Source organism: Pseudomonas sp. NLJ1 (assembly GCF_049486705.1).
Lineage (GTDB): Bacteria > Pseudomonadota > Gammaproteobacteria > Pseudomonadales > Pseudomonadaceae > Aquipseudomonas > Aquipseudomonas inefficax.
Genome location: NZ_CP137735.1, coordinates 2,517,880 through 2,536,545, shown reverse-complemented (window position 1 = coordinate 2,536,545; position 18,666 = coordinate 2,517,880). Strand labels below are relative to the sequence as shown.

Annotated in this window: 19 protein-coding genes; 14 read left to right on the top strand and 5 right to left on the bottom strand. The window is 62.8% G+C overall.

Annotation, left to right across the window (positions count from 1 at the left end):
• Nucleotides 1-111: 111 nt before the first annotated feature.
• On the top strand, nucleotides 112-744 hold the full coding sequence (locus R9B85_RS11340) for a 2OG-Fe(II) oxygenase (RefSeq protein WP_112249937.1): 633 nt from the start codon (nucleotides 112-114) through the stop codon (nucleotides 742-744).
• A complete protein-coding gene (locus R9B85_RS11335) occupies nucleotides 731-1,222 on the top strand; it encodes a DUF523 domain-containing protein (protein WP_207879207.1) in 492 nt (163 codons plus the stop codon). Before R9B85_RS11340 ends, R9B85_RS11335 begins: the two co-directional genes overlap by 14 nt.
• 122 nt (nucleotides 1,223-1,344) lie before the next feature.
• On the opposite strand, the gene R9B85_RS11330 is transcribed toward R9B85_RS11335, so the two are convergent.
• Nucleotides 1,345-1,833: a substrate-binding periplasmic protein gene (locus tag R9B85_RS11330; RefSeq protein WP_112249763.1), complete on the bottom strand. Its 489-nt coding sequence runs from the start codon at nucleotides 1,831-1,833 to the stop codon at nucleotides 1,345-1,347.
• A gap of 226 nt (nucleotides 1,834-2,059) precedes the next feature.
• Here R9B85_RS11330 and R9B85_RS11325 point away from each other — a divergent pair, with 226 nt between their 5' ends.
• Nucleotides 2,060-2,536: a DUF4399 domain-containing protein gene (locus R9B85_RS11325; protein ID WP_112249761.1), complete on the top strand. Its 477-nt coding sequence runs from the start codon at nucleotides 2,060-2,062 to the stop codon at nucleotides 2,534-2,536.
• Nucleotides 2,537-2,702: 166 nt separating this feature from the next.
• On the opposite strand, the gene serA is transcribed toward R9B85_RS11325, so the two are convergent.
• Complete coding sequence (gene serA, locus R9B85_RS11320; protein ID WP_003258542.1) at nucleotides 2,703-3,932, bottom strand: phosphoglycerate dehydrogenase; 1,230 nt, start codon at nucleotides 3,930-3,932, stop codon at nucleotides 2,703-2,705.
• Nucleotides 3,933-4,102: 170 nt separating this feature from the next.
• Here serA and R9B85_RS11315 point away from each other — a divergent pair, with 170 nt between their 5' ends.
• The 4 genes from R9B85_RS11315 (at nucleotide 4,103) to R9B85_RS11300 (ending at nucleotide 8,286) form a co-directional block, all read left to right on the top strand.
• A complete protein-coding gene (locus tag R9B85_RS11315; protein WP_112249757.1) occupies nucleotides 4,103-5,500 on the top strand; it encodes an FAD-binding oxidoreductase in 1,398 nt (465 codons plus the stop codon).
• 25 nt (nucleotides 5,501-5,525) lie between these two features.
• Nucleotides 5,526-6,191: a fumarylacetoacetate hydrolase family protein gene (locus R9B85_RS11310; RefSeq protein ID WP_112249755.1), complete on the top strand. Its 666-nt coding sequence runs from the start codon at nucleotides 5,526-5,528 to the stop codon at nucleotides 6,189-6,191.
• A gap of 181 nt (nucleotides 6,192-6,372) precedes the next feature.
• Complete coding sequence (locus tag R9B85_RS11305) at nucleotides 6,373-7,293, top strand: SdiA-regulated domain-containing protein (protein ID WP_215520532.1); 921 nt, start codon at nucleotides 6,373-6,375, stop codon at nucleotides 7,291-7,293.
• Between the two features lie 90 nt (nucleotides 7,294-7,383).
• On the top strand, nucleotides 7,384-8,286 hold the full coding sequence (locus R9B85_RS11300; protein WP_112249751.1) for an SdiA-regulated domain-containing protein: 903 nt from the start codon (nucleotides 7,384-7,386) through the stop codon (nucleotides 8,284-8,286).
• A gap of 104 nt (nucleotides 8,287-8,390) precedes the next feature.
• On the opposite strand, the gene rpiA is transcribed toward R9B85_RS11300, so the two are convergent.
• The gene (gene rpiA, locus R9B85_RS11295) at nucleotides 8,391-9,065 is read right to left on the bottom strand and encodes a ribose-5-phosphate isomerase RpiA (RefSeq protein ID WP_112249749.1); all 675 of its coding nucleotides are present in this window, start codon (nucleotides 9,063-9,065) and stop codon (nucleotides 8,391-8,393) included.
• Nucleotides 9,066-9,200: 135 nt separating this feature from the next.
• On the opposite strand from rpiA, the gene ilvA reads away from it, so the two are divergent.
• Nucleotides 9,201-10,715 carry a threonine ammonia-lyase, biosynthetic gene (gene ilvA / locus R9B85_RS11290; RefSeq protein ID WP_112249747.1) on the top strand — a complete coding sequence of 505 codons (1,515 nt, stop codon included), beginning with the start codon at nucleotides 9,201-9,203 and terminating at the stop codon, nucleotides 10,713-10,715.
• 148 nt (nucleotides 10,716-10,863) lie between these two features.
• Complete coding sequence (locus R9B85_RS11285; protein WP_133976150.1) at nucleotides 10,864-11,289, top strand: DUF2269 domain-containing protein; 426 nt, start codon at nucleotides 10,864-10,866, stop codon at nucleotides 11,287-11,289.
• A 129-nt stretch (nucleotides 11,290-11,418) separates the two neighbouring features.
• On the opposite strand, the gene R9B85_RS11280 is transcribed toward R9B85_RS11285, so the two are convergent.
• Complete coding sequence (locus R9B85_RS11280; RefSeq protein ID WP_423771026.1) at nucleotides 11,419-12,075, bottom strand: HAD family hydrolase; 657 nt, start codon at nucleotides 12,073-12,075, stop codon at nucleotides 11,419-11,421.
• Nucleotides 12,076-12,216: 141 nt separating this feature from the next.
• On the opposite strand from R9B85_RS11280, the gene R9B85_RS11275 reads away from it, so the two are divergent.
• Complete coding sequence (locus R9B85_RS11275) at nucleotides 12,217-12,696, top strand: RNA pyrophosphohydrolase (protein WP_003249017.1); 480 nt, start codon at nucleotides 12,217-12,219, stop codon at nucleotides 12,694-12,696.
• 22 nt (nucleotides 12,697-12,718) lie between these two features.
• Nucleotides 12,719-14,998 (top strand): phosphoenolpyruvate--protein phosphotransferase, encoded by a 2,280-nt coding sequence (ptsP, locus tag R9B85_RS11270; protein WP_013974668.1) that lies wholly within the window; start codon nucleotides 12,719-12,721, stop codon nucleotides 14,996-14,998.
• 134 nt (nucleotides 14,999-15,132) lie between these two features.
• Here ptsP and R9B85_RS11265 read toward each other — a convergent pair whose 3' ends face one another.
• Nucleotides 15,133-15,879 carry an NRDE family protein gene (locus tag R9B85_RS11265; protein WP_112249743.1) on the bottom strand — a complete coding sequence of 249 codons (747 nt, stop codon included), beginning with the start codon at nucleotides 15,877-15,879 and terminating at the stop codon, nucleotides 15,133-15,135.
• A 129-nt stretch (nucleotides 15,880-16,008) separates the two neighbouring features.
• On the opposite strand from R9B85_RS11265, the gene R9B85_RS11260 reads away from it, so the two are divergent.
• Genes R9B85_RS11260 through R9B85_RS11250 form a run of 3 tightly spaced genes read left to right on the top strand, consistent with a single transcriptional unit; the run spans nucleotide 16,009 to nucleotide 18,637 of the window.
• Nucleotides 16,009-16,791 carry a sulfite exporter TauE/SafE family protein gene (locus tag R9B85_RS11260; RefSeq protein WP_112249741.1) on the top strand — a complete coding sequence of 261 codons (783 nt, stop codon included), beginning with the start codon at nucleotides 16,009-16,011 and terminating at the stop codon, nucleotides 16,789-16,791.
• 16 nt (nucleotides 16,792-16,807) lie between these two features.
• The gene (gene lgt / locus R9B85_RS11255) at nucleotides 16,808-17,614 is read left to right on the top strand and encodes a prolipoprotein diacylglyceryl transferase (protein WP_013974665.1); all 807 of its coding nucleotides are present in this window, start codon (nucleotides 16,808-16,810) and stop codon (nucleotides 17,612-17,614) included.
• A gap of 51 nt (nucleotides 17,615-17,665) precedes the next feature.
• The gene (locus R9B85_RS11250; protein ID WP_013974664.1) at nucleotides 17,666-18,637 is read left to right on the top strand and encodes a thymidylate synthase; all 972 of its coding nucleotides are present in this window, start codon (nucleotides 17,666-17,668) and stop codon (nucleotides 18,635-18,637) included.
• Nucleotides 18,638-18,666 lie beyond the last annotated feature (29 nt).

Genomic DNA, 18,666 nt, shown 5'->3' with positions numbered 1-18,666 from the left:
AGGACTCCTGTCGGCAGGTGGCTATTGTCCGTGGCCGGGCGCCAGTTTGTCGAGATATCCGCATGCTTCTCGGCCAAGTGGCGCTGTGCGCCGGCATGGCTAATGGATATGATGCGCGCCATGCACACCTCCCCTGAACACCCGATGCTTGCGGCCGTCGTCGACGATCTGGCCACCCATGGCTGGTCCCAGCAGGCGCTTTTTCTGCCTGCCGACCTGGTGCGCGCGCTTGCGGCCGAGTGCCGCCGCCGTGATGCCGAAGGCGAACTCAACCCGGCAGGGGTTGGGCGCGGGGCTGCCCAGGAGGTGCGCGAGGCCATTCGCGGCGATCAGATCCAGTGGATCGACCCTGGCCAGGCCGAGGCCTGCGACCAGTACCTTGGCGCCATGGACCAGCTGCGCCAGGCCATCAACCAGGGCCTGTTCCTGGGCCTGGAAGACTTCGAGTGCCACTTTGCCTTGTACCCGCCGGGGGCGTTCTATCGCCGGCACCTGGACCGCTTCCGCGACGATGACCGGCGCATGGTGTCGGCAGTCCTGTACCTGAATGAAGGCTGGCAGCCGCAGGACGGTGGCCAGTTGCGCATGTTCCTGGCGGACGGTGTCGAGCATGATGTCGAGCCGGTGGCGGGCTGCCTGGTGGTGTTCCTGTCGGGCGAGGTGCCCCATGAGGTGCTGCCGGCAGGGCGTGAGCGGCTTTCGTTGACCGGCTGGTTCCGGCGCCGTGGCAATGACCCCTTCTGACCTGCCCAAGGTGCTGGTCAGCGCCTGCCTACTGGGGCAGCCGGTGCGCTATGACGGCCGCGCCAGTGGCCACCCCGACCTGTTGCAGCGCTGGCAGGCCGAAGGGCGCGTGGTGCCGTTGTGCCCGGAAGTGGCGGGTGGCTTGCCGACCCCACGGCCGCCTGCCGAGATACCGGGCGGGCAGGGCGCTGAGGTGCTCGACGGTGGCGCGCAGGTGCTGACGGTGACGGGCGAGGATGTCAGCGCCGAGTTCCTGGCCGGGGCACAGCGGGCGCTTGAGCTGGTGCGCCAGCATGGCATTCGCGTGGCGGTGCTGAAGGCGGGTAGCCCTTCGTGTGGCAACCGGCTGACCTACGACGGCACGTTCAGTGGTGTGAAGGTGGCCGGGGAAGGGGTGACCACGGCGTTGCTGCAGCGAGCGGGGGTGCAGGTGTTCAGCGAGCTGGAGCTGGAGCAGGCACAGCGGGCCTTGGAGTAATCCTGTACCGGCCCATTCGCGGGTGAACCCGCTCCCACAGGTTCTCCACAGCCCTCAAGGCTTGTGATGTCCCTGTGGGAGCGGGTTCACCCGCGAAGAGGCCGGTACAGGCAGCAAAAATCCTATTGTTCGGCCGCAGTCTCAGGCACACCCTTGAACCACTTCTGCTCAAGCTCGGCAGTTCGCCCGTTGTCCTTGAGCCGCTGCAGTGCATTGTTCACCGCGCTCTCGAACGCCGGGTTGTCCTTCTGGAACGGGATCACCAGCTGCTTCTCGCTGAACGGCAGGCTCACATCAAGTGGGCCGTCACCCTTGGGCGATTCGCTCGACGGGGTCAGTGCGATGTCGTACTTGCCAGCCTCGACACCCGGCAGCACCTCTGCCGCAGGGGCTTCGATGAATTCGGCGCGCAGGTCCAGTTCCTTGGCCAGCGCCTGGCCGAAGTCGATCTCGAAGCCGCTCAGGTGGTCGTTTTCCTTGAACGCGTACGGCGAGTTGTCGGCCTGCACGGCAATGCGCAGTTCGCCCCGGTCGGCAATATCATCAATCAGCTCGGCCTGAGCCAATGGCGTGATCAGTACCGCCAGCATTACTCCAATGGTCGTCCGCATGAAAAGCCCCTTTATCTTTTTGGCAGATGAATAACCTTCGCCACGGCTTTCTTCCTCGCCATGGTCGAGCGCAGCCTATGACCTTGAAGCCTCGGCATTGTTTAACCCTGACTGAAATATTTCTGCCCGACGATGTGAACATCTGGGCGTACATATCAACTAAGGTGAACCACCGCCGCCACTGGAATACTGGCGGCGGTCAATAAGTGAATCACAGGAGAAGTGAATGAACAGCCTATTTTCGCGTGCTGCCGTTGCTGGTCTGTTGATGGGAGCGTCAATGTTCGCCAGCGCCGCAGATGTCCTGAAAAGCCAGGAGCCGCCCAAGGAGGCCAAGGTCTTCATCGTTTCCCCCGCCGATGGCGCAACGGTCGACAAGACCTTCACCGTCAAGTTCGGCATCGAGGGCATGGCGCTCAAGCCTGCGGGTGACAGCACCCCGCACAGCGGGCACCACCACCTGCTGGTGGATGTGGACAAAGAGCCGGTGGCCGACATGGCGCTGCCGACCAGCCTGATGCCACAGGCCGGCACCGCATTGCCGGACGGCCCGCAAGTGCTGCACTTCGGCAAGGCGCAGACCGAAACCAGCATTACCCTGACCCCGGGCAAGCACACCCTGCAACTGGTGCTGGGTGACCAGTATCACGTGCCGTTCAAGCCGAGCGTCGTGTCGCAGAAGATTACTGTCGATGTGAAATAGGTGTCGGATTCTTCGCGGGTAAACCCGCTCCCACAGGGATCCCACAGGTCTGAAGCTTGTGGTGATTCTGTGGGAGCGGGTTTACCCGCGAAGCAGGCGACGTCGATATCACAGGTAAAAAAAAGGGAGGCCACCAGGGCCTCCCTTTTTCATGCCGCCAGCGAACTTAGAACAGGACGCGGGAACGGATGGTGCCCTTGACCTGTTGCAGCTTCTCTTGCGCCAGGTCGGAATACTCGGCGTCAACGTCGATCACCACGTAACCGACTTTCTCGTTGGTCTGCAGGAACTGACCGGAGATGTTGATGCCGTTCTCGGCGAAGACCTTGTTGATCTCGCTGAGCACGCCCGGGATGTTTTCGTGGATGTGCAGCAGGCGGTGCTTGCCCGGGTGCGCCGGCAGGGCCACTTCCGGGAAGTTGACCGAGGATACCGAGGTACCGTTGTCGCTGTACTTGACCAGCTTCTCGGCCACTTCCAGGCCGATGTTGGCCTGGGCTTCGGCAGTGGAACCACCGATGTGCGGGGTCAGGATCACGTTGTCCAGGCCACGCAGCGGGCTTTCGAACTGCTCGTCGTTGGAGCGCGGTTCGACCGGGAACACGTCGATGGCGGCGCCGATCAGGTGCTGGTCCTTGATGGCGGCGGCCAGGTGGTCCAGCTCGACCACGGTGCCGCGGGCAGCGTTGATCAGGATCGCGCCCTTCTTCATCGCGCGGATTTCCTTCTCGCCGATCATCCACTGGGTGGACGGCAGTTCAGGCACGTGCAGCGAAACGATGTCGGCCAGGCCCAGCAGCTCGTGCAGGCTGGTGACCTGCACGGCATTGCCCAGTGGCAGCTTGGTCAGCGGGTCGTAGAAATACACCTGCATGCCCATGTTCTCGGCCAGGACCGACAGCTGGGTGCCGATCGAGCCATAACCGACGATACCCAGCTTCTTGCCGCGGATTTCGAAGGAGTTGGCCGCGCTCTTGATCCAGCCGCCACGGTGGCAGGAAGCGTTCTTCTCGGGGATGCCGCGCAACAGCAGGATGGCTTCGGCCAGTACCAGTTCGGCTACCGAACGAGTGTTGGAGTATGGCGCGTTGAACACGGCGATACCGCGCTCGCGGGCAGCTTCCAGGTCGACCTGGTTGGTGCCGATGCAGAAGCAGCCAACAGCGACCAGTTTCTTGGCGCAGTCGAAGATCTCTTCGGTCAGCTGAGTGCGCGAACGGATGCCGATGAAGTGGGCATCGGCGATCTTTTCCTTCAGCTCGGCTTCCGGCAGCGAACCAGTGAGGTATTCGATGTTGGTGTAGCCGGCGGCCTTGAGGGTATCGACCGCGTTCTGGTGCACACCTTCAAGAAGAAGGAACCGGATCTTGCTCTTGTCGAGAGAAGTCTTGCTCATCTGCGTAAACCTGTATCCCGGAGAAAAAATGGCGAGGGTGATGCCAGGCGCAAAGGCAGCCTTAGCATGAACAGCGGGAGGGCTATGCTAGCATACGCGACACAATCTGAGCTTATCCCGACAGGTGAAGAGTGCTCAGGGTGACTATGAATAAGTCGAGAGTTCCAGCGATGACCCACCCCGCTGTAATTGATGAACTGATGACCCTTGTCGACCCTGGCAAGGTCCTGACCGACGCAGCTTCCCTGGAAGCCTATGGCAAGGATTGGACCAAGCATTACCCACCGGCGCCCAGCGCCATCGTTTTCCCCAAAACAGTAGAGCAGGTACAGGCGATCGTTCGCTGGGCCAATACGCACAAGGTGGCGCTGGTGCCGTCTGGCGGGCGTACCGGGCTATCCGCAGGCGCCGTGGCGGCCAATGGCGAAGTGGTGGTCGCCTTCGATTACATGAACCAGATACTCGGCTTCAATGCTTTCGATCGCACAGTGGTTTGCCAGCCAGGGGTGATTACCCGCCAGCTGCAAACCTTCGCCGAAGAGCAGGGCCTGTATTACCCGGTGGACTTCGCCTCCAGCGGGTCCAGCCAGATCGGCGGCAATATCGGCACCAATGCCGGCGGGATCAAGGTGATTCGCTACGGCATGACTCGCAACTGGGTGGCCGGGCTGAAAGTGGTCACTGGCAAGGGCGAGCTGCTGGAGCTGAACAAGGACCTGATCAAGAACGCCACCGGCTACGACCTGCGCCAGCTTTTCATCGGTGCCGAAGGCACGCTGGGCTTCGTGGTCGAGGCCACCATGCGTCTGGACCGCGCGCCGCGCAACCTCACCGCGATGGTGCTGGGTACGCCGGACTTCGACTCGATCATGCCGGTGCTGCATGCCTTCCAGGGCAAGCTGGACCTGACCGCCTTCGAGTTCTTCTCCGACAAGGGCCTGGCCAAGATCCTGGCGCGTGGCGACGTGCCGGCGCCGTTCGAGACCGACTGCCCGTTTTACGCGCTGCTGGAGTTCGAGGCCAGCACCGAAGAGGTGGCGAACGAAGCCTTGGCCACCTTCGAGCACTGCGTCGAGCAGGGCTGGGTGCTGGACGGGGTGATGAGCCAGAGCGAGACCCAGCTGAAAAACCTGTGGAAACTGCGTGAGTACCTGTCGGAAACCATCTCGCACTGGACCCCGTACAAGAACGACATTTCTGTCACGGTCTCGAAAGTGCCAGCGTTCCTGCGCGATATCGATGCCATCGTCGCTGAGCATTACCCGGATTACGAAGTGGTGTGGTACGGCCACATCGGTGACGGCAACCTGCACCTGAACATTCTCAAGCCCGAGCACATGAGCAAGGACGACTTCTTCGCCTCGTGCACCAAGGTCAACAAGTGGGTGTTCGAGATCGTCGAGCGCTACAACGGCTCGATCTCCGCCGAGCATGGTGTTGGCATGACCAAGCGTGACTACCTGGGCTACAGCCGCTCGCCCGAAGAAATCGCCTGCATGAAGGCAATAAAGGCCGTGTTCGACCCTAACGGCATCATGAATCCGGGTAAGATCTTCGCACCTGAATAGAAAGCAGCATCCAGAGGAGTCGGCCATGAGTTACCAGCACCAGTACGTAGACGGCACACGCATTCACTTCCCGTTGGGCAAGGTGGTGTGTATCGGCCGTAACTATGCCGAGCATGCCAAGGAGCTGGACAACCCGATCCCCACCGAACCGCTGCTGTTCATCAAGCCGGGTAGCTGCGTGGTGCCGGCCGAGGGCGGTTTCAAGATTCCGGTCGAGCGTGGCTCGGTGCACTACGAGGCGGAAATTGCCGTGCTGCTGGGCAAGCCGCTATCGACTCATCCGAGCGAGGAGGAGGTGCTGGATGCCATTTCCGGTTACGCCCCGGCGCTGGACCTGACCCTGCGCGATGTGCAAGCCAAGCTGAAGGAAAAGGGCCTGCCCTGGGAGCTGGCCAAGTGCTTCGACGGCGCCTGCGTATTGCCGCCGTTCGTGTCGGCTGCCAGTTTCGAGGATGTGACCGACATCCCGGTGCGCCTGACCGTCAACGGCGAAGTTCGCCAGGACGGCAACAGCGCGATGATGCTCAACCCCATCGTGCCGATGATCCAGCACATGGCCGCGCATTTTTCGCTGCAGGCTGGGGATGTGATCCTCACCGGCACCCCGGCTGGCGTAGGGCCGTTCAGTGTCGGTGACGAAGTGGTGCTCGAGCTGCCGGGTGTGAGCCGCTTCGAAAGCCGGGTGCTCTGACTCGAAACCGCGTCGCCTTCTTCGCGGGTAAACCCGCTCCCACAGGAATATCACAAGCTTCAAACCTGTGGAGAGCCCTGTGGGAGCGGGTTTACCCGCGAATAGGCCGGTGCTGTTTACCGATTTTTCACACCTCATCCGGATAATGCGCGGATCTACGCCTATTTCCCAGGAACCCCGCATGCCATCTCCCACCAGCGCCCCGGCAACCCCAAAGCGTCGTTTCTTCCTGCGCTGGCCCTTCGGCCTGGCCGTGGCAGCGGTAATCGGCTATGGCGTGGCCGTGGCCATGCACTGGGATGACCGCGGCGCGCTGTGGGTCAAGGAAAGCTTCGAAAGCACCGCCGAACGCAGCGAAAGCGTATGGCTGCCGGACTACCAGGTGGATATCGATGCCAAACCTTTGCCGGGCATGGACGATGATGAAGCTTCGGATGTGGCCTTCAACCCACGTACCCGCACGCTGTTCGCTGTCATGGGCAAGAACCCGATCCTGGTCGAACTGAGCCTGGATGGCGATGTTCTGCGCAAGATCCCCCTAAACGGCTGGAACAACCCCGAAGGCGTCGCCGTGCTGGAAGACGGCTACCTGGCAATCACCGACGAGCGCCTGCACGACCTGACCGTGGTCAAGGTGGATGCGCAGACCACCGTGTTGAACCATGATGATTTCCAGAGCCACGACCTCGGCCAGTCGGTGAAGAGCAACAAAGGTTTCGAGGCGGTAGCTTGGGACCCGCTGCGCCAGCGCCTGGTCATCGGCGAGGAGCGCCCGCCCAAGCTGTACACCTGGAACACCGATGGCCGCAGCCCGCTCACGGGCGAAAAGCAGCCGTTGCCTAGTGACGAACTGGACCTGCGCAACCTCTCGGCGCTGGGTGTCGACCCGCGTACAGGCCACCTGCTGGTACTTTCGGCCGATTCCAACATGCTCCTGGAGCTGGACGAGCAGGGCCAGCAAGTCAGCTTCATGACCTTGCTCGGCGGTTTCAACGGCCTGCAGGACACCATCCCGCGTGCCGAAGGGGTGGCCATGGACGACAAGGGCAACCTGTACATGGTCAGCGAGCCGGCCCTGTTCTATCGCTTCAGAAAGAACTGAGCCCAATATCCGACTTTTCGGATGCTGGCATTAAGCTTTACTTCAGTTGTTCATGGTTAGATTCGCCACCCCTATGTCGAGTCTGCCCCCATGCGCCGTTTTGTTCGCCCGTTTCCTGTTCTGGCCGTCATCGGCTTGATCCTGCTCGGCTTGGCCGGGCAGGAGTTTCGCCTGTTCGAGCGTGGCTGGTTCAACCTCAAGGCCTGGTGGCAGCCAGCCGAACAGAGCATCGGCCTGGACCGTTACCAGGTAGTGGTTGAGGCGCAGCCGGTTGAAGGGCTGGATGACGACATATCGGCGCTGACCTACGACCCCGATCGCAAGACTCTGTTTACAGTCACCAATGCCCGCTCGGAGCTGATCGAGCTGTCGCTGGACGGCCGCATCCTGCGCCGGGTACCGCTGACCGGCTTCGGCGACCCGGAAGCCGTGGAGTACGTCGGGCCCAACAGCTATGTGATCACCGACGAGCGTCAGCAGCGGCTGATTCGCGTGCGCCTGGAAGACGACACGATGTTCCTTGATGCCGGCGATGCCGAGCAGCTGACCCTGGGCATTGGCCTGAACGGCAACAAGGGCTTCGAGGGGCTGGCCTACGATTCGGCGGGCAAGCGCCTGTTCGTTGCCAAGGAGCGTGACCCGATGTTGATCTACGAGGTGCATGGCTTCCCGCACGACAAACCTGAGCAGCCCTATGCGGTGCATGTGGTACAGGACCGCAAGCGCGATTCGCGGCTGTTCGTGCGGGACCTGTCGAGCTTGCAGTTCGATGAGCGCAGCGGGCATCTGCTGGCGCTGTCGGACGAGTCGCGGCTGGTGCTGGAGCTGGATGTCGAGGGTCGGCCGCTGAGTACCATGTCGCTGCGCAAGGGGTTTCAGGGGTTGCAGGCGACGGTGCCGCAGGCGGAGGGGATTGCGATGGACGAGGCGGGGACCATCTATCTGGTCAGTGAGCCGAACCTGTTCTATGTGTTCAAACAGCCAGCGGAGTGAGTGCCTGTGAGGACCTATTCGCGGGTGAACCCGCTCCCACAGGGATGTCACGGGCCTTGAGGCCAGCGCATTACCTGTGGGAGCGGGTTTACCCGCGAAGGGTTTTACTCGGCCTTCAGGCTTTTCACGCCCTCAGCGGTACCCAGCAGCAGCAAATCCGCCGGCCGCGCCGCGAACAGGCCGTTGGTCACCACGCCAACAATGGCGTTGATCTGCGCTTCCAGCTCCACCGGGTTGGTGATCTGCAGGTTGTGCACATCGAGGATCACGTTGCCGTTGTCGGTAACCACGCCCTCACGGTAAACCGGGTCACCACCCAGCTTGACCAGCTGACGCGCCACGTGACTGCGGGCCATAGGGATCACTTCGACCGGCAGCGGGAAGGCGCCCAGCACCGGTACCAGTTTGCTGGCGTCGGCGATGCAGATGAAGGTCTTGGCCACTGCAGCGACGATTTTCTCGCGGGTCAGGGCTGCGCCGCCGCCCTTGATCAGGTTCAGGTGCGCGTCGCTCTCGTCGGCGCCGTCCACGTAGAACTCCAGTTCGCTGACGCTGTTCAGCTCGTAGACCGGGATGCCATGGCCCTTCAGACGCTGGGCGGTGGCTTCGGAGCTGGCGACCGCGCCGTCGAAGGCGGTCTTGTGCTGAGCCAGGGCGTCGATGAAGAAGTTGGCGGTCGAACCGGTACCGACGCCGACGACGCTCTTTTCATCCAGCTTGGGCAGAATGATGTCGACAGCGGCCTGGGCGACGGCCTGTTTGAGTTGGTCCTGGGTCATGCGGGCTCCGAGAGGGGCAGGTGCGGTTTTGAAAAGAGCCTAGTATAACGGCTCGGGCGGCTTTGCTGTGGTCGCCCGACGTAGCGCTGGGGTAGACTCCCAGCCCTTGTCCCGCGGCCCAGTGATGCTTTCCCGATGCTCGAACAGTACGTCAAGAAGATCCTCACCTCGCGCGTCTACGACGTTGCGGTCGAAACCCCGCTGCAGAGCGCGGGGCAGCTGAGCAAGCGCCTGGGCAACCAGATTCTGCTCAAGCGCGAAGACTTGCAGCCGGTGTTCTCGTTCAAGATCCGCGGGGCCTACAACAAGCTGGCCCAACTGACACCGGATGAGCTAGCCCGTGGCGTGGTCACCGCCTCGGCCGGCAACCACGCCCAGGGCCTGGCCTTGGCCGCACGCGAGATGGGCATCAAGGCCACTATCGTGATGCCCAAGACCACCCCTGAGATCAAGGTCGAAGGCGTGCGTTCGCGGGGCGGCAAGGTGGTGCTGCATGGCGACTCGTTCCCCGAGGCGCTGGCCTATTCGCTGAAACTGGTCGATGAAAAGGGCTTCGTCTACGTACACCCCTACGACGATCCGCACACCATCGCCGGGCAGGGCACGGTGGCCATGGAAATCCTGCGCCAGCACCCTGGCCAGCTGGACGCCATATTCGTGCCGGTGGGTGGCGGTGGCCTGATCGCCGGGATTGCTGCCTACGTGAAGTACCTGCGCCCGGAAATCAAGGTGATAGGCGTCGAGCCGGACGACTCCAACTGCCTGCAGGCGGCCATGGCGGCCGGCGAGCGCGTGGTGCTGCCGCAGGTCGGGCTGTTCGCCGACGGCGTGGCGGTGGCGCAGATCGGCCAGCACACCTTCGATATCTGCCGCCACCATGTGGATGAAGTGGTCACCGTCAGTACCGACGAGATCTGCGCGGCCATCAAGGATATCTACGATGATACCCGCTCGATCACCGAACCTGCCGGTGCCCTGGGCGTGGCGGGCATCAAGAAGTACGTCGAGTTGTACGGCGTGACCGGTCAGACGCTGGTGGCCATCGACTCCGGTGCCAACGTCAACTTTGACCGCCTGCGCCATGTGGCCGAGCGTGCCGAGCTGGGTGAAAAGCGCGAAGCGATCATCGCCGTGACCATTCCCGAGCGCCCGGGCAGCTTCAAGGCCTTCTGCGAGGCTATCGGCAAGCGCCAGATCACCGAGTTCAACTACCGCAAGCACACCTCCGACGAGGCGCATATCTTCGTGGGCGTGCAGACCCACCCGGAAAACGACCCACGAGCGGCGCTGGTGCAGCAGCTGACCGAGCAGGGCTTCCCGGTTACCGACCTGACCGACAACGAGCTGGCCAAGCTGCATATTCGCCACATGGTCGGTGGCCATTCGGCCGGTGCCAGTGACGAGATGGTGCTGCGCTTCGAGTTCCCCGAGCGGCCAGGGGCGCTGTTCAACTTCCTCAACAAGCTGGGCGGGCGCTGGAATATCTCGATGTTCCATTACCGCAACCATGGCGCCGCTGACGGGCGCGTAGTGGCGGGGTTGCAGGTGCCGGAGGACGAGCGCCACCTGGTGCCGGCGGCGCTGGCGAAAATCGGCTACCCGTACTGGGACGAGACTGACAACCCGGCCTACAAGCTGTTCCTGGGCTGAGCAGCTAAGCTGGGGCTGATGGCCCTTTCGCGGGCTTGCCCGCTCCCACAGGTACTGCGCAGGGTTCAGGGCCTGTGATATTCCTGTGGGAGCGGGCAAGCCCGCGAAGAAGCCTGCACAAAATGGCCTGCTTAAGGACAACCGAGACATGGAACACCTGACCACCCTCAAAACCCTGCACATCATCGCCACCGCACTCCTGCTGCTGGGCGCTCTGGGCCTGGCGCTCTGGACCGTGCGCGCCCGCCGTCAGGGCGATGCCGAGGCCTACGCCAAGCTGCTGCGTCGCCCGCTGGTGTTCGTCTGGCTGGTGATGGGTCTGTGCCTGGTGAGCATGCCGTTCACCGGCTGGTGGCTGGTACACCTGGTGGGCTGGCCGCTGGGGCAGACCTGGGTGCTGGCTTCCAGCGTCATCTATACGCTGGGCGCGTTTGCCGTGTGGTGGCTGCTGGTGCGGCTGAACCGGCTGCGCAAGGCCGAGGTGGTGGGGTTGCGCTTGACCTTGGCATTGGCGGTGTTCAGTGGGGTTTGCTTCCTGTCTATCGCCGGGCTGATGGGGGCCAAGCCGGTCTGACAGCCTTGTGCTGTATGTGCTGGCCTCTTCGCGGGTAAACCCGCTCCCACAGGCTATGCGCAAGGCTTGAGGGCTGTGCAGTACCTGTGGGAGCGGGTTTACCCGCGAAGAGGCCGGCACAGGAAAACCTCAATCCCGCAGTGAAACCACCGGCCACCCGCGCTTCTCGGCCTCCGCCCGCAGCTTCGGGTCGGGGTCCACCGCCACCGCATGCGCTACCCGCTGCAGCAACGGCAGGTCATTCATCGAGTCGCTATAGAAATAGCTGTCCTCAAGATCGAAGCCGTTCTCCAGCATCCAGCGCTCCAGCCGCGTCACCTTGCCTTCACGGAAACACGGTATATCGGTACTACGCCCGGTATAGCGGCCATCACGCTTCTCACATTCGGTCGCCAGCAACACGCGAACACCCAGGCGCCGGGCAATCGGTGCAGTGACGAAGCGGTTGGTGGCGGTGATGATCACAAGCTGGTCGCCGGCCTCGCGGTGCTGCTGCAGCAAGCTCAGCGCCTTGGGCAGGATGATCGGCTCGATGCAGTCGCGCATGAAATCGCGGTGCCATTCGTCGAGCTGGGCTACCGGTGTTGCCGCAAGGATTTCCATGGAAAAGGCCAGGTAGGCCTGCAGGTCCAGGGTGCCGTTCAGGTAGTCCTGATAGAAGCCATCGTTGCGTTGCTTGTAGGCAATCGGGTCGAGGATGCCGCGCTGGCAAAGGTAGTCACCCCAGGCATGGTCGCTGTCGCCACCGAGGAGGGTATTGTCCAGGTCGAATAAAGCCAGGCGCATCGCGGTCACTCGCATCAGCCACAGGGTAGGCCCGCAGAATACGGAGTTTTCACGCAGCTGCACATAAGCTTTGCGGGCGCGTTGCTGCGCTCGCAAGCTTTGTGGAACAATGCGGTGACATGCGTTTGCGAGGTTGCTGCCGTGATCGACCCGGATGGTTTTCGCCCCAACGTCGGGATCATTCTCACGAATGATGCCGGGCAGGTGCTATGGGCTCGACGGATCAACCAGGATGCCTGGCAGTTTCCCCAGGGTGGTATCAACCCTGACGAGACGCCGGAAGATGCCCTGTACCGCGAGCTGAACGAAGAAGTTGGCCTTGAACGCGATGATGTGGAAATTCTTGCCTGCACCCGTGGCTGGTTGCGTTATCGTTTACCCCAGCGACTGGTGCGTACGCATAGCCAGCCGCTGTGCATCGGCCAGAAGCAGAAATGGTTCCTGCTGCGCCTGGTCAGCAACGAACAACGGGTGCGGATGGACCTGACCGGCAAGCCGGAATTCGATGGTTGGCGCTGGGTCAGCTATTGGTACCCGCTGGGCCAGGTTGTGACATTCAAGCGCGAGGTCTACCGACGCGCCCTGAAAGAGCTAGCACCGCGTCTGCTGACGCGCGACTGACGACGGAGTTCGACCCCGAGCCATGCTCAATACGCTGCGCAAGATCGTCCAGGAAGTAAACTCCGCCAAAGATCTCAAGTCGGCGTTGGGGATCATTGTCTTGCGTGTCAAGGAGGCCATGGGCAGCCAGGTCTGCTCGGTCTACCTGCTCGACCCGGAAACCAACCGCTTCGTGCTGATGGCCACCGAAGGCCTGAACAAGCGTTCCATCGGCAAGGTCAGCATGGCCCCCAACGAAGGCCTGGTCGGCCTGGTCGGTACCCGGGAAGAGCCGTTGAACCTGGAAAACGCTGCCGACCACCCGCGTTACCGCTACTTTGCCGAAACCGGCGAAGAAAAATTCGCGTCGTTCCTTGGTGCGCCGATCATCCACCACCGCCGCGTGGTCGGGGTACTGGTCATCCAGCAAAAGGAGCGCCGCCAGTTCGACGAAGGCGAAGAAGCCTTCCTGGTCACCATGAGCGCCCAGCTCGCCGGGGTTATCGCCCACGCCGAAGCGACCGGCTCGATCCGCGGCCTGGGCCGCCAGGGCAAGGGCATCCAGGAAGCGCGCTTCGTCGGCGTGCCGGGCTCGCCTGGCGCCGCCGTGGGGCGCGCGGTGGTGATGCTGCCGCCAGCGGATCTGGAAGTGGTACCGGACAAGACTGTCGACGACATCGACGCCGAACTGAAACTGTTCCAGAACGCCCTCGAAGGCGTGCGCGACGATATGCGCAAGCTGTCGGCCAAGCTGGCCACCCAGCTGCGCCCGGAGGAGCGCGCACTGTTCGATGTGTACCTGATGATGCTCGAAGATGCGGCCCTGGGCGGTGAGGTGACCGAGGTCATCAAGACCGGCCAGTGGGCCCAGGGCGCCCTGCGCCAGGTGGTGGGCGAGCACGTCAACCGCTTCGAGCTGATGGACGATGACTACCTGCGCGAGCGCGCCTCCGACGTCAAGGACCTGGGCCGGCGCCTGCTGGCCTACCTGCAGGAAGCCCGCGCGCAGTCGCTGGTGTATGCCGACAACACCATCCTGGTCAGCGAAGAGCTGACCCCGGCGATGCTCGGCGAAGTGCCGGAAGGCAAGCTGGTCGGCCTGGTCTCGGTATTGGGCTCGGGCAACTCCCACGTAGCCATCCTGGCCCGCGCCATGGGCATCCCCACGGTGATGGGCCTGGTCGATTTGCCTTATTCCAAGGTCGACGGCATCGAGATGATCGTCGACGGCTACAAGGGCGAGGTGTTCACCAACCCCAGCGAAGTGCTGCGCAAGCAGTACAGCGACGTGGTCGAGGAGGAGCGCCAGCTGGCCCAGGGCCTGGATGCCCTGCGCGAACTGCCGTGCGTTACCCCGGACGGCCATCGCATGCCGCTGTGGGTCAATACCGGCCTGCTCGCCGATGTGGCCCGTGCCCAGCAGCGCGGCGCCGAAGGGGTGGGGCTGTACCGCACCGAAGTGCCGTTCATGATCAACCAGCGCTTCCCCAGCGAGAAAGAGCAGTTGGCCATCTACCGCGAGCAGCTGGCGGCCTTCCACCCGCTGCCAGTGACCATGCGTACTCTCGACATCGGCGGCGACAAGTCGCTGTCGTACTTTCCGATCAAGGAAGAAAACCCGTTCCTGGGCTGGCGCGGCATCCGCGTCACCCTCGACCACCCGGAAATCTTCCTGGTGCAGACCCGCGCCATGCTCAAGGCCAGCGAGGGGTTGAACAACCTGCGTATCCTGCTGCCGATGATTTCCGGCATCCACGAGCTGGAAGAAGCGTTGCACCTGATCCACCGCGCCTGGGGCGAGGTGCGTGACGAAGGCACCGATGTGCCGATGCCGCCGGTTGGCGTGATGGTGGAAATTCCTGCGGCGGTGTACCAGACCAAGGAGCTGGCGCGGCAGGTGGACTTCCTGTCGGTCGGCTCCAATGACCTGACCCAGTATCTGCTGGCGGTGGACCGCAACAACCCGCGTGTCGCCGACCTGTACGACTACCTGCACCCGGCGGTGTTGCAGGCGCTGAACACGGTAGTGCGCGACGCCCATGGTGAAGGCAAGCCGGTAAGTATCTGCGGTGAGATGGCCGGTGACCCGGCAGCGGCGATCCTGTTGATGGCCATGGGCTTCGACAGCCTGTCGATGAACGCCACCAACCTGCCGAAGGTGAAGTGGATGCTGCGCCAGGTGAATATGAGCAAGGCCAAGGAGCTGCTGGTAGAGGCCTTGAGCCATGACAACCCGCAGGTTATCCACAGCTCGCTGCAACTGGCCCTGAAGAACCTCGGGTTGGCGCGGATGATCGGGCCTGGGGCCAATAAAACCCTGTGAATGTGAGGTAGCCTGTTCCGGCCTCTTCGCGGGTAAACCCGCTCCCACAGGTACTGCGCAGCCTTCAGATGCGGCGCAGTACCTGTGGGAGCGGGTTTACCCGCGAAGAGGCCGGAGCACGCAACAGCAAATTATCAGGCCAGCAATTCAACTTCTCCAAGATGTCCACCAAAGGGCCCAAAACTGCGCTCAATAAGCCGCCTTCTGCCCTGATCATCAACAATTAGCACCGTACTCGCCCGTGTCCCGTAGTTCTGGCTGGCAATGAACACACTCGACAGCAGTTTCTCTGTTGCCAAACCAACGCCCGTCTCCGGCAACTCGCCCTCCGGCGCCGGTTCGGCATCTGCCAGCAACCCCAGCAAGCGCTGTGGCTCCGGCGTTTCCAGTAACCCTTCCAGCCCACTACGCGCCTTCACCAGCTTCGGCCAAGGCGTATCCAGCCCGGCATTGGAAAGCCCGTAAACCCCTGTCTCCAGCAAGCGCGGCGCTGCGTCCCGGGCATGCAGATAACCCAGCTGCCGACTATCGCCGACCAGCAGGTTGAACCCGGAGTACTGAGCGCTGCGGCTGGCCACCTGGTCCAGATAGGCCTCGACCCCCAACTCACCCTGCAGATACGCCGCCACCAGCTCGCCCCGCGAGCGCGGCCCCAGTGGCTGCGCCGGGTCGCGAATATTGGTCAGCGCCGCGAACCGCCCCTGCGGGCCAACGCCCAGCCAGGTGCCACCGGCCTCCAGGTCGCGCCCGGCATATATCCCGGGCGCATCCTCCCAGGCCGCCAGAGCCTGGGTGGGGCGGGCATAGAACTCATCGCGGTTGGCCGCCACGATCAGCGGCAGGGCATGTTCCGGCCGCCAGGCGAATACGATCAGGCACATCGGTCAGGCCTCTGGGTTTTTTGCCACTTTACGCACAGCGGCAGAGACGATCCATCCTGACACACTGTTCACTAGAGCCCCGAGCCCGGCTTCCGTTACCATGCCGCATTGTTTTCTCGGGGAAGACGAATGGAATTCGTGCTCTATCTGCTGTTGGGGGCCTGTGCCGGTGTGCTGGCCGGGCTGTTCGGCGTGGGCGGCGGTATCATCATCGTGCCGGTGCTGGTGTTCAGCTTCACGCTGCAAGGTTTCGATGCCTCGGTGCTGACCCACCTGGCGGTCGGTACCTCGCTGGCAACCATCGTCTTCACCTCGATCAACGCCGTGCTCGAGCACCATCGCAAGGGCGCGGTGCAATGGCCGATCTTTGCCTGGATGACCCTCGGCATCCTCCTTGGGGCTGGTGTCGGGGCAAAGACCGCCTCGCTGATCCAGGGGCCGCTGCTGCAAAAGATCATCGGCGTGTTCGCCCTGGTCATCGCCGTGCAGATGGCCCTGGACATCAAGCCAAAGGCCAGTCGTGGTATCCCCGGCAAGCCCGCGCTGATCGGTGCAGGTGGGGTGATCGGCTGGGCTTCGGCCATTTTCGGCATCGGCGGCGGTTCGCTGACCGTGCCGTTCCTGACCTGGCGCAGCCTGCCCATGCAGCAGGCAGTGGCCACATCTTCGGCCTGTGGCCTGCCGATTGCCTTGGCCAGTGCCTTCAGTTTCATGCTGCTGGGCTGGCATGAGGAGCACCTGCCGGACCACAGCTTGGGTTACGTATACCTGCCGGCGCTGCTCGGCATTGCCGTGACCAGCATGTTTTTCGCCCGCTTCGGCGCGCGCCTGGCGCACAAGCTGTCGCCACGTTTGTTGAAACGCCTGTTCGCAGCCCTGTTGTTCTGTGTCGGCCTCAGCTTTTTGATTTGAATCGAGAGGAAGTTCCATGCTGCCTTACCCGCAGATAGACCCCGTGGCCGTCGCCATCGGGCCGCTGAAAATCCATTGGTACGGCCTGATGTACCTGGTCGGCATCGGCGGTGCCTGGCTGCTCGCCTCGCGCCGGCTGAACCGCTTTGACCCCACCTGGACGCGCGAAAAGCTCTCCGACCTGGTGTTCTGGCTGTCGATGGGCGTGATCGTCGGTGGCCGCCTGGGCTACGTGCTGTTCTACGACCTGCACGCCTACCTGGCCAACCCGACGCTTATCTTCGAGGTATGGAAGGGTGGCATGTCGTTCCATGGCGGCTTCATCGGCGTGATGCTGGCGGCCCTGTGGTTCGGCAAGCGCAACAACAAGTCGTTCTTCGAGCTGATGGACTTCGTCGCGCCGCTGGTGCCGATCGGCCTGGGCGCCGGGCGCATCGGCAACTTCATCAACGCCGAGCTGTGGGGCAAGGCTACCGACGTGCCATGGGCGATGGTCTTCCCGCCGTTCAGCGACCCGGCGCAGCTGCCGCGTCACCCGTCGCAGCTGTACCAGTTCGCACTCGAAGGTGTGGCGCTGTTCCTGATCCTCTGGGCATTCTCGCGCAAACCGCGGCCGACCATGGCGGTTTCCGGCATGTTTGCGTTGTTCTACGGCATCTTCCGCTTCATCGTCGAATTCGTCCGCGTACCGGATGCCCAGCTTGGCTACCTGGCCTGGGGCTGGCTGACCATGGGTCAGATTCTGTGCGTGCCGATGATCCTGGCTGGCCTTGGCCTGATCTGGTGGGCTTATAATCGCAAGCCTACGGCGAAACCCGCCTGATTAATCCCACGGCAGGGGCGATCCTCCTGCCGTTTTTGCTACAGGTAAGCCATGAAACAGTATCTGGACCTGGTCCGCGACGTCATCGACAACGGCACATTGCAGGGGAACCGCACCGGCATCCGCACCATCAGCCTGCCGGGCGCCATGCTGCGTTTCGACTTGCAGAAGGGCTTTCCGGCCATCACCACGCGCAAGCTGGCGTTCAAGTCGGCGATCGGCGAAATGGTCGGCTTTCTGCGTGGCGTGAAGAACGCCGGTGAATTCCGCGAGCTGGGCTGCAAGGTCTGGGACCAGAACGCCAATGAGAACGCCCAGTGGCTGGCCAACCCGTTCCGCCAGGGTCATGACGACCTGGGCGAGATCTACGGCGTGCAATGGCGCCAGTGGCCGGGCTACAAACGCATTCCGCTGAGCAACCCGGCGGCCATTGAAATGGCCGAAAAGGCGGGCTTCCGGCGCATCGCCCAGGACGAGGAGGACGGTGTCGCGTTCGTCATCCTGTACAAGGCCATCGACCAGGTGCGCCAGTGCCTGGACACCATCGCCAACGACCCGGGCAGCCGCCGTATCCTGTTCCACGGCTGGAACTGTGCGCAGCTGGACGAGATGGCCTTGCCGCCGTGCCACCTGCTGTACCAGTTCCACCCGAATGTGGAGACCAGGGAGATTTCCCTGACCCTCTACATCCGCTCCAACGACCTGGGCCTGGGTACGCCGTTCAACCTCACCGAAGGCGCGGCGCTGCTGTCGCTGTTCGGCCGCCTGACCGGCTACACGCCGCGCTGGTTCACCTACTTCATTGGCGATGCCCATGTGTATGAAAACCACCTGGACATGCTCAACGAGCAGCTCAAGCGTGAGCCGCTGGAGGCACCGAAGCTGGTGATCAGCGACCGCGTGCCGGCGTTTGCCGAAACCGGCAAGTACGAGCCGGAGTGGCTGGAAAAGATCGAACCGAGCGATTTCTGGCTGGAAGGGTATGAGCATCATGCGCCGATGACAGCGCCGATGGCGGTCTGACAGATCTCTATTTGCCTGAAATGGCCTAT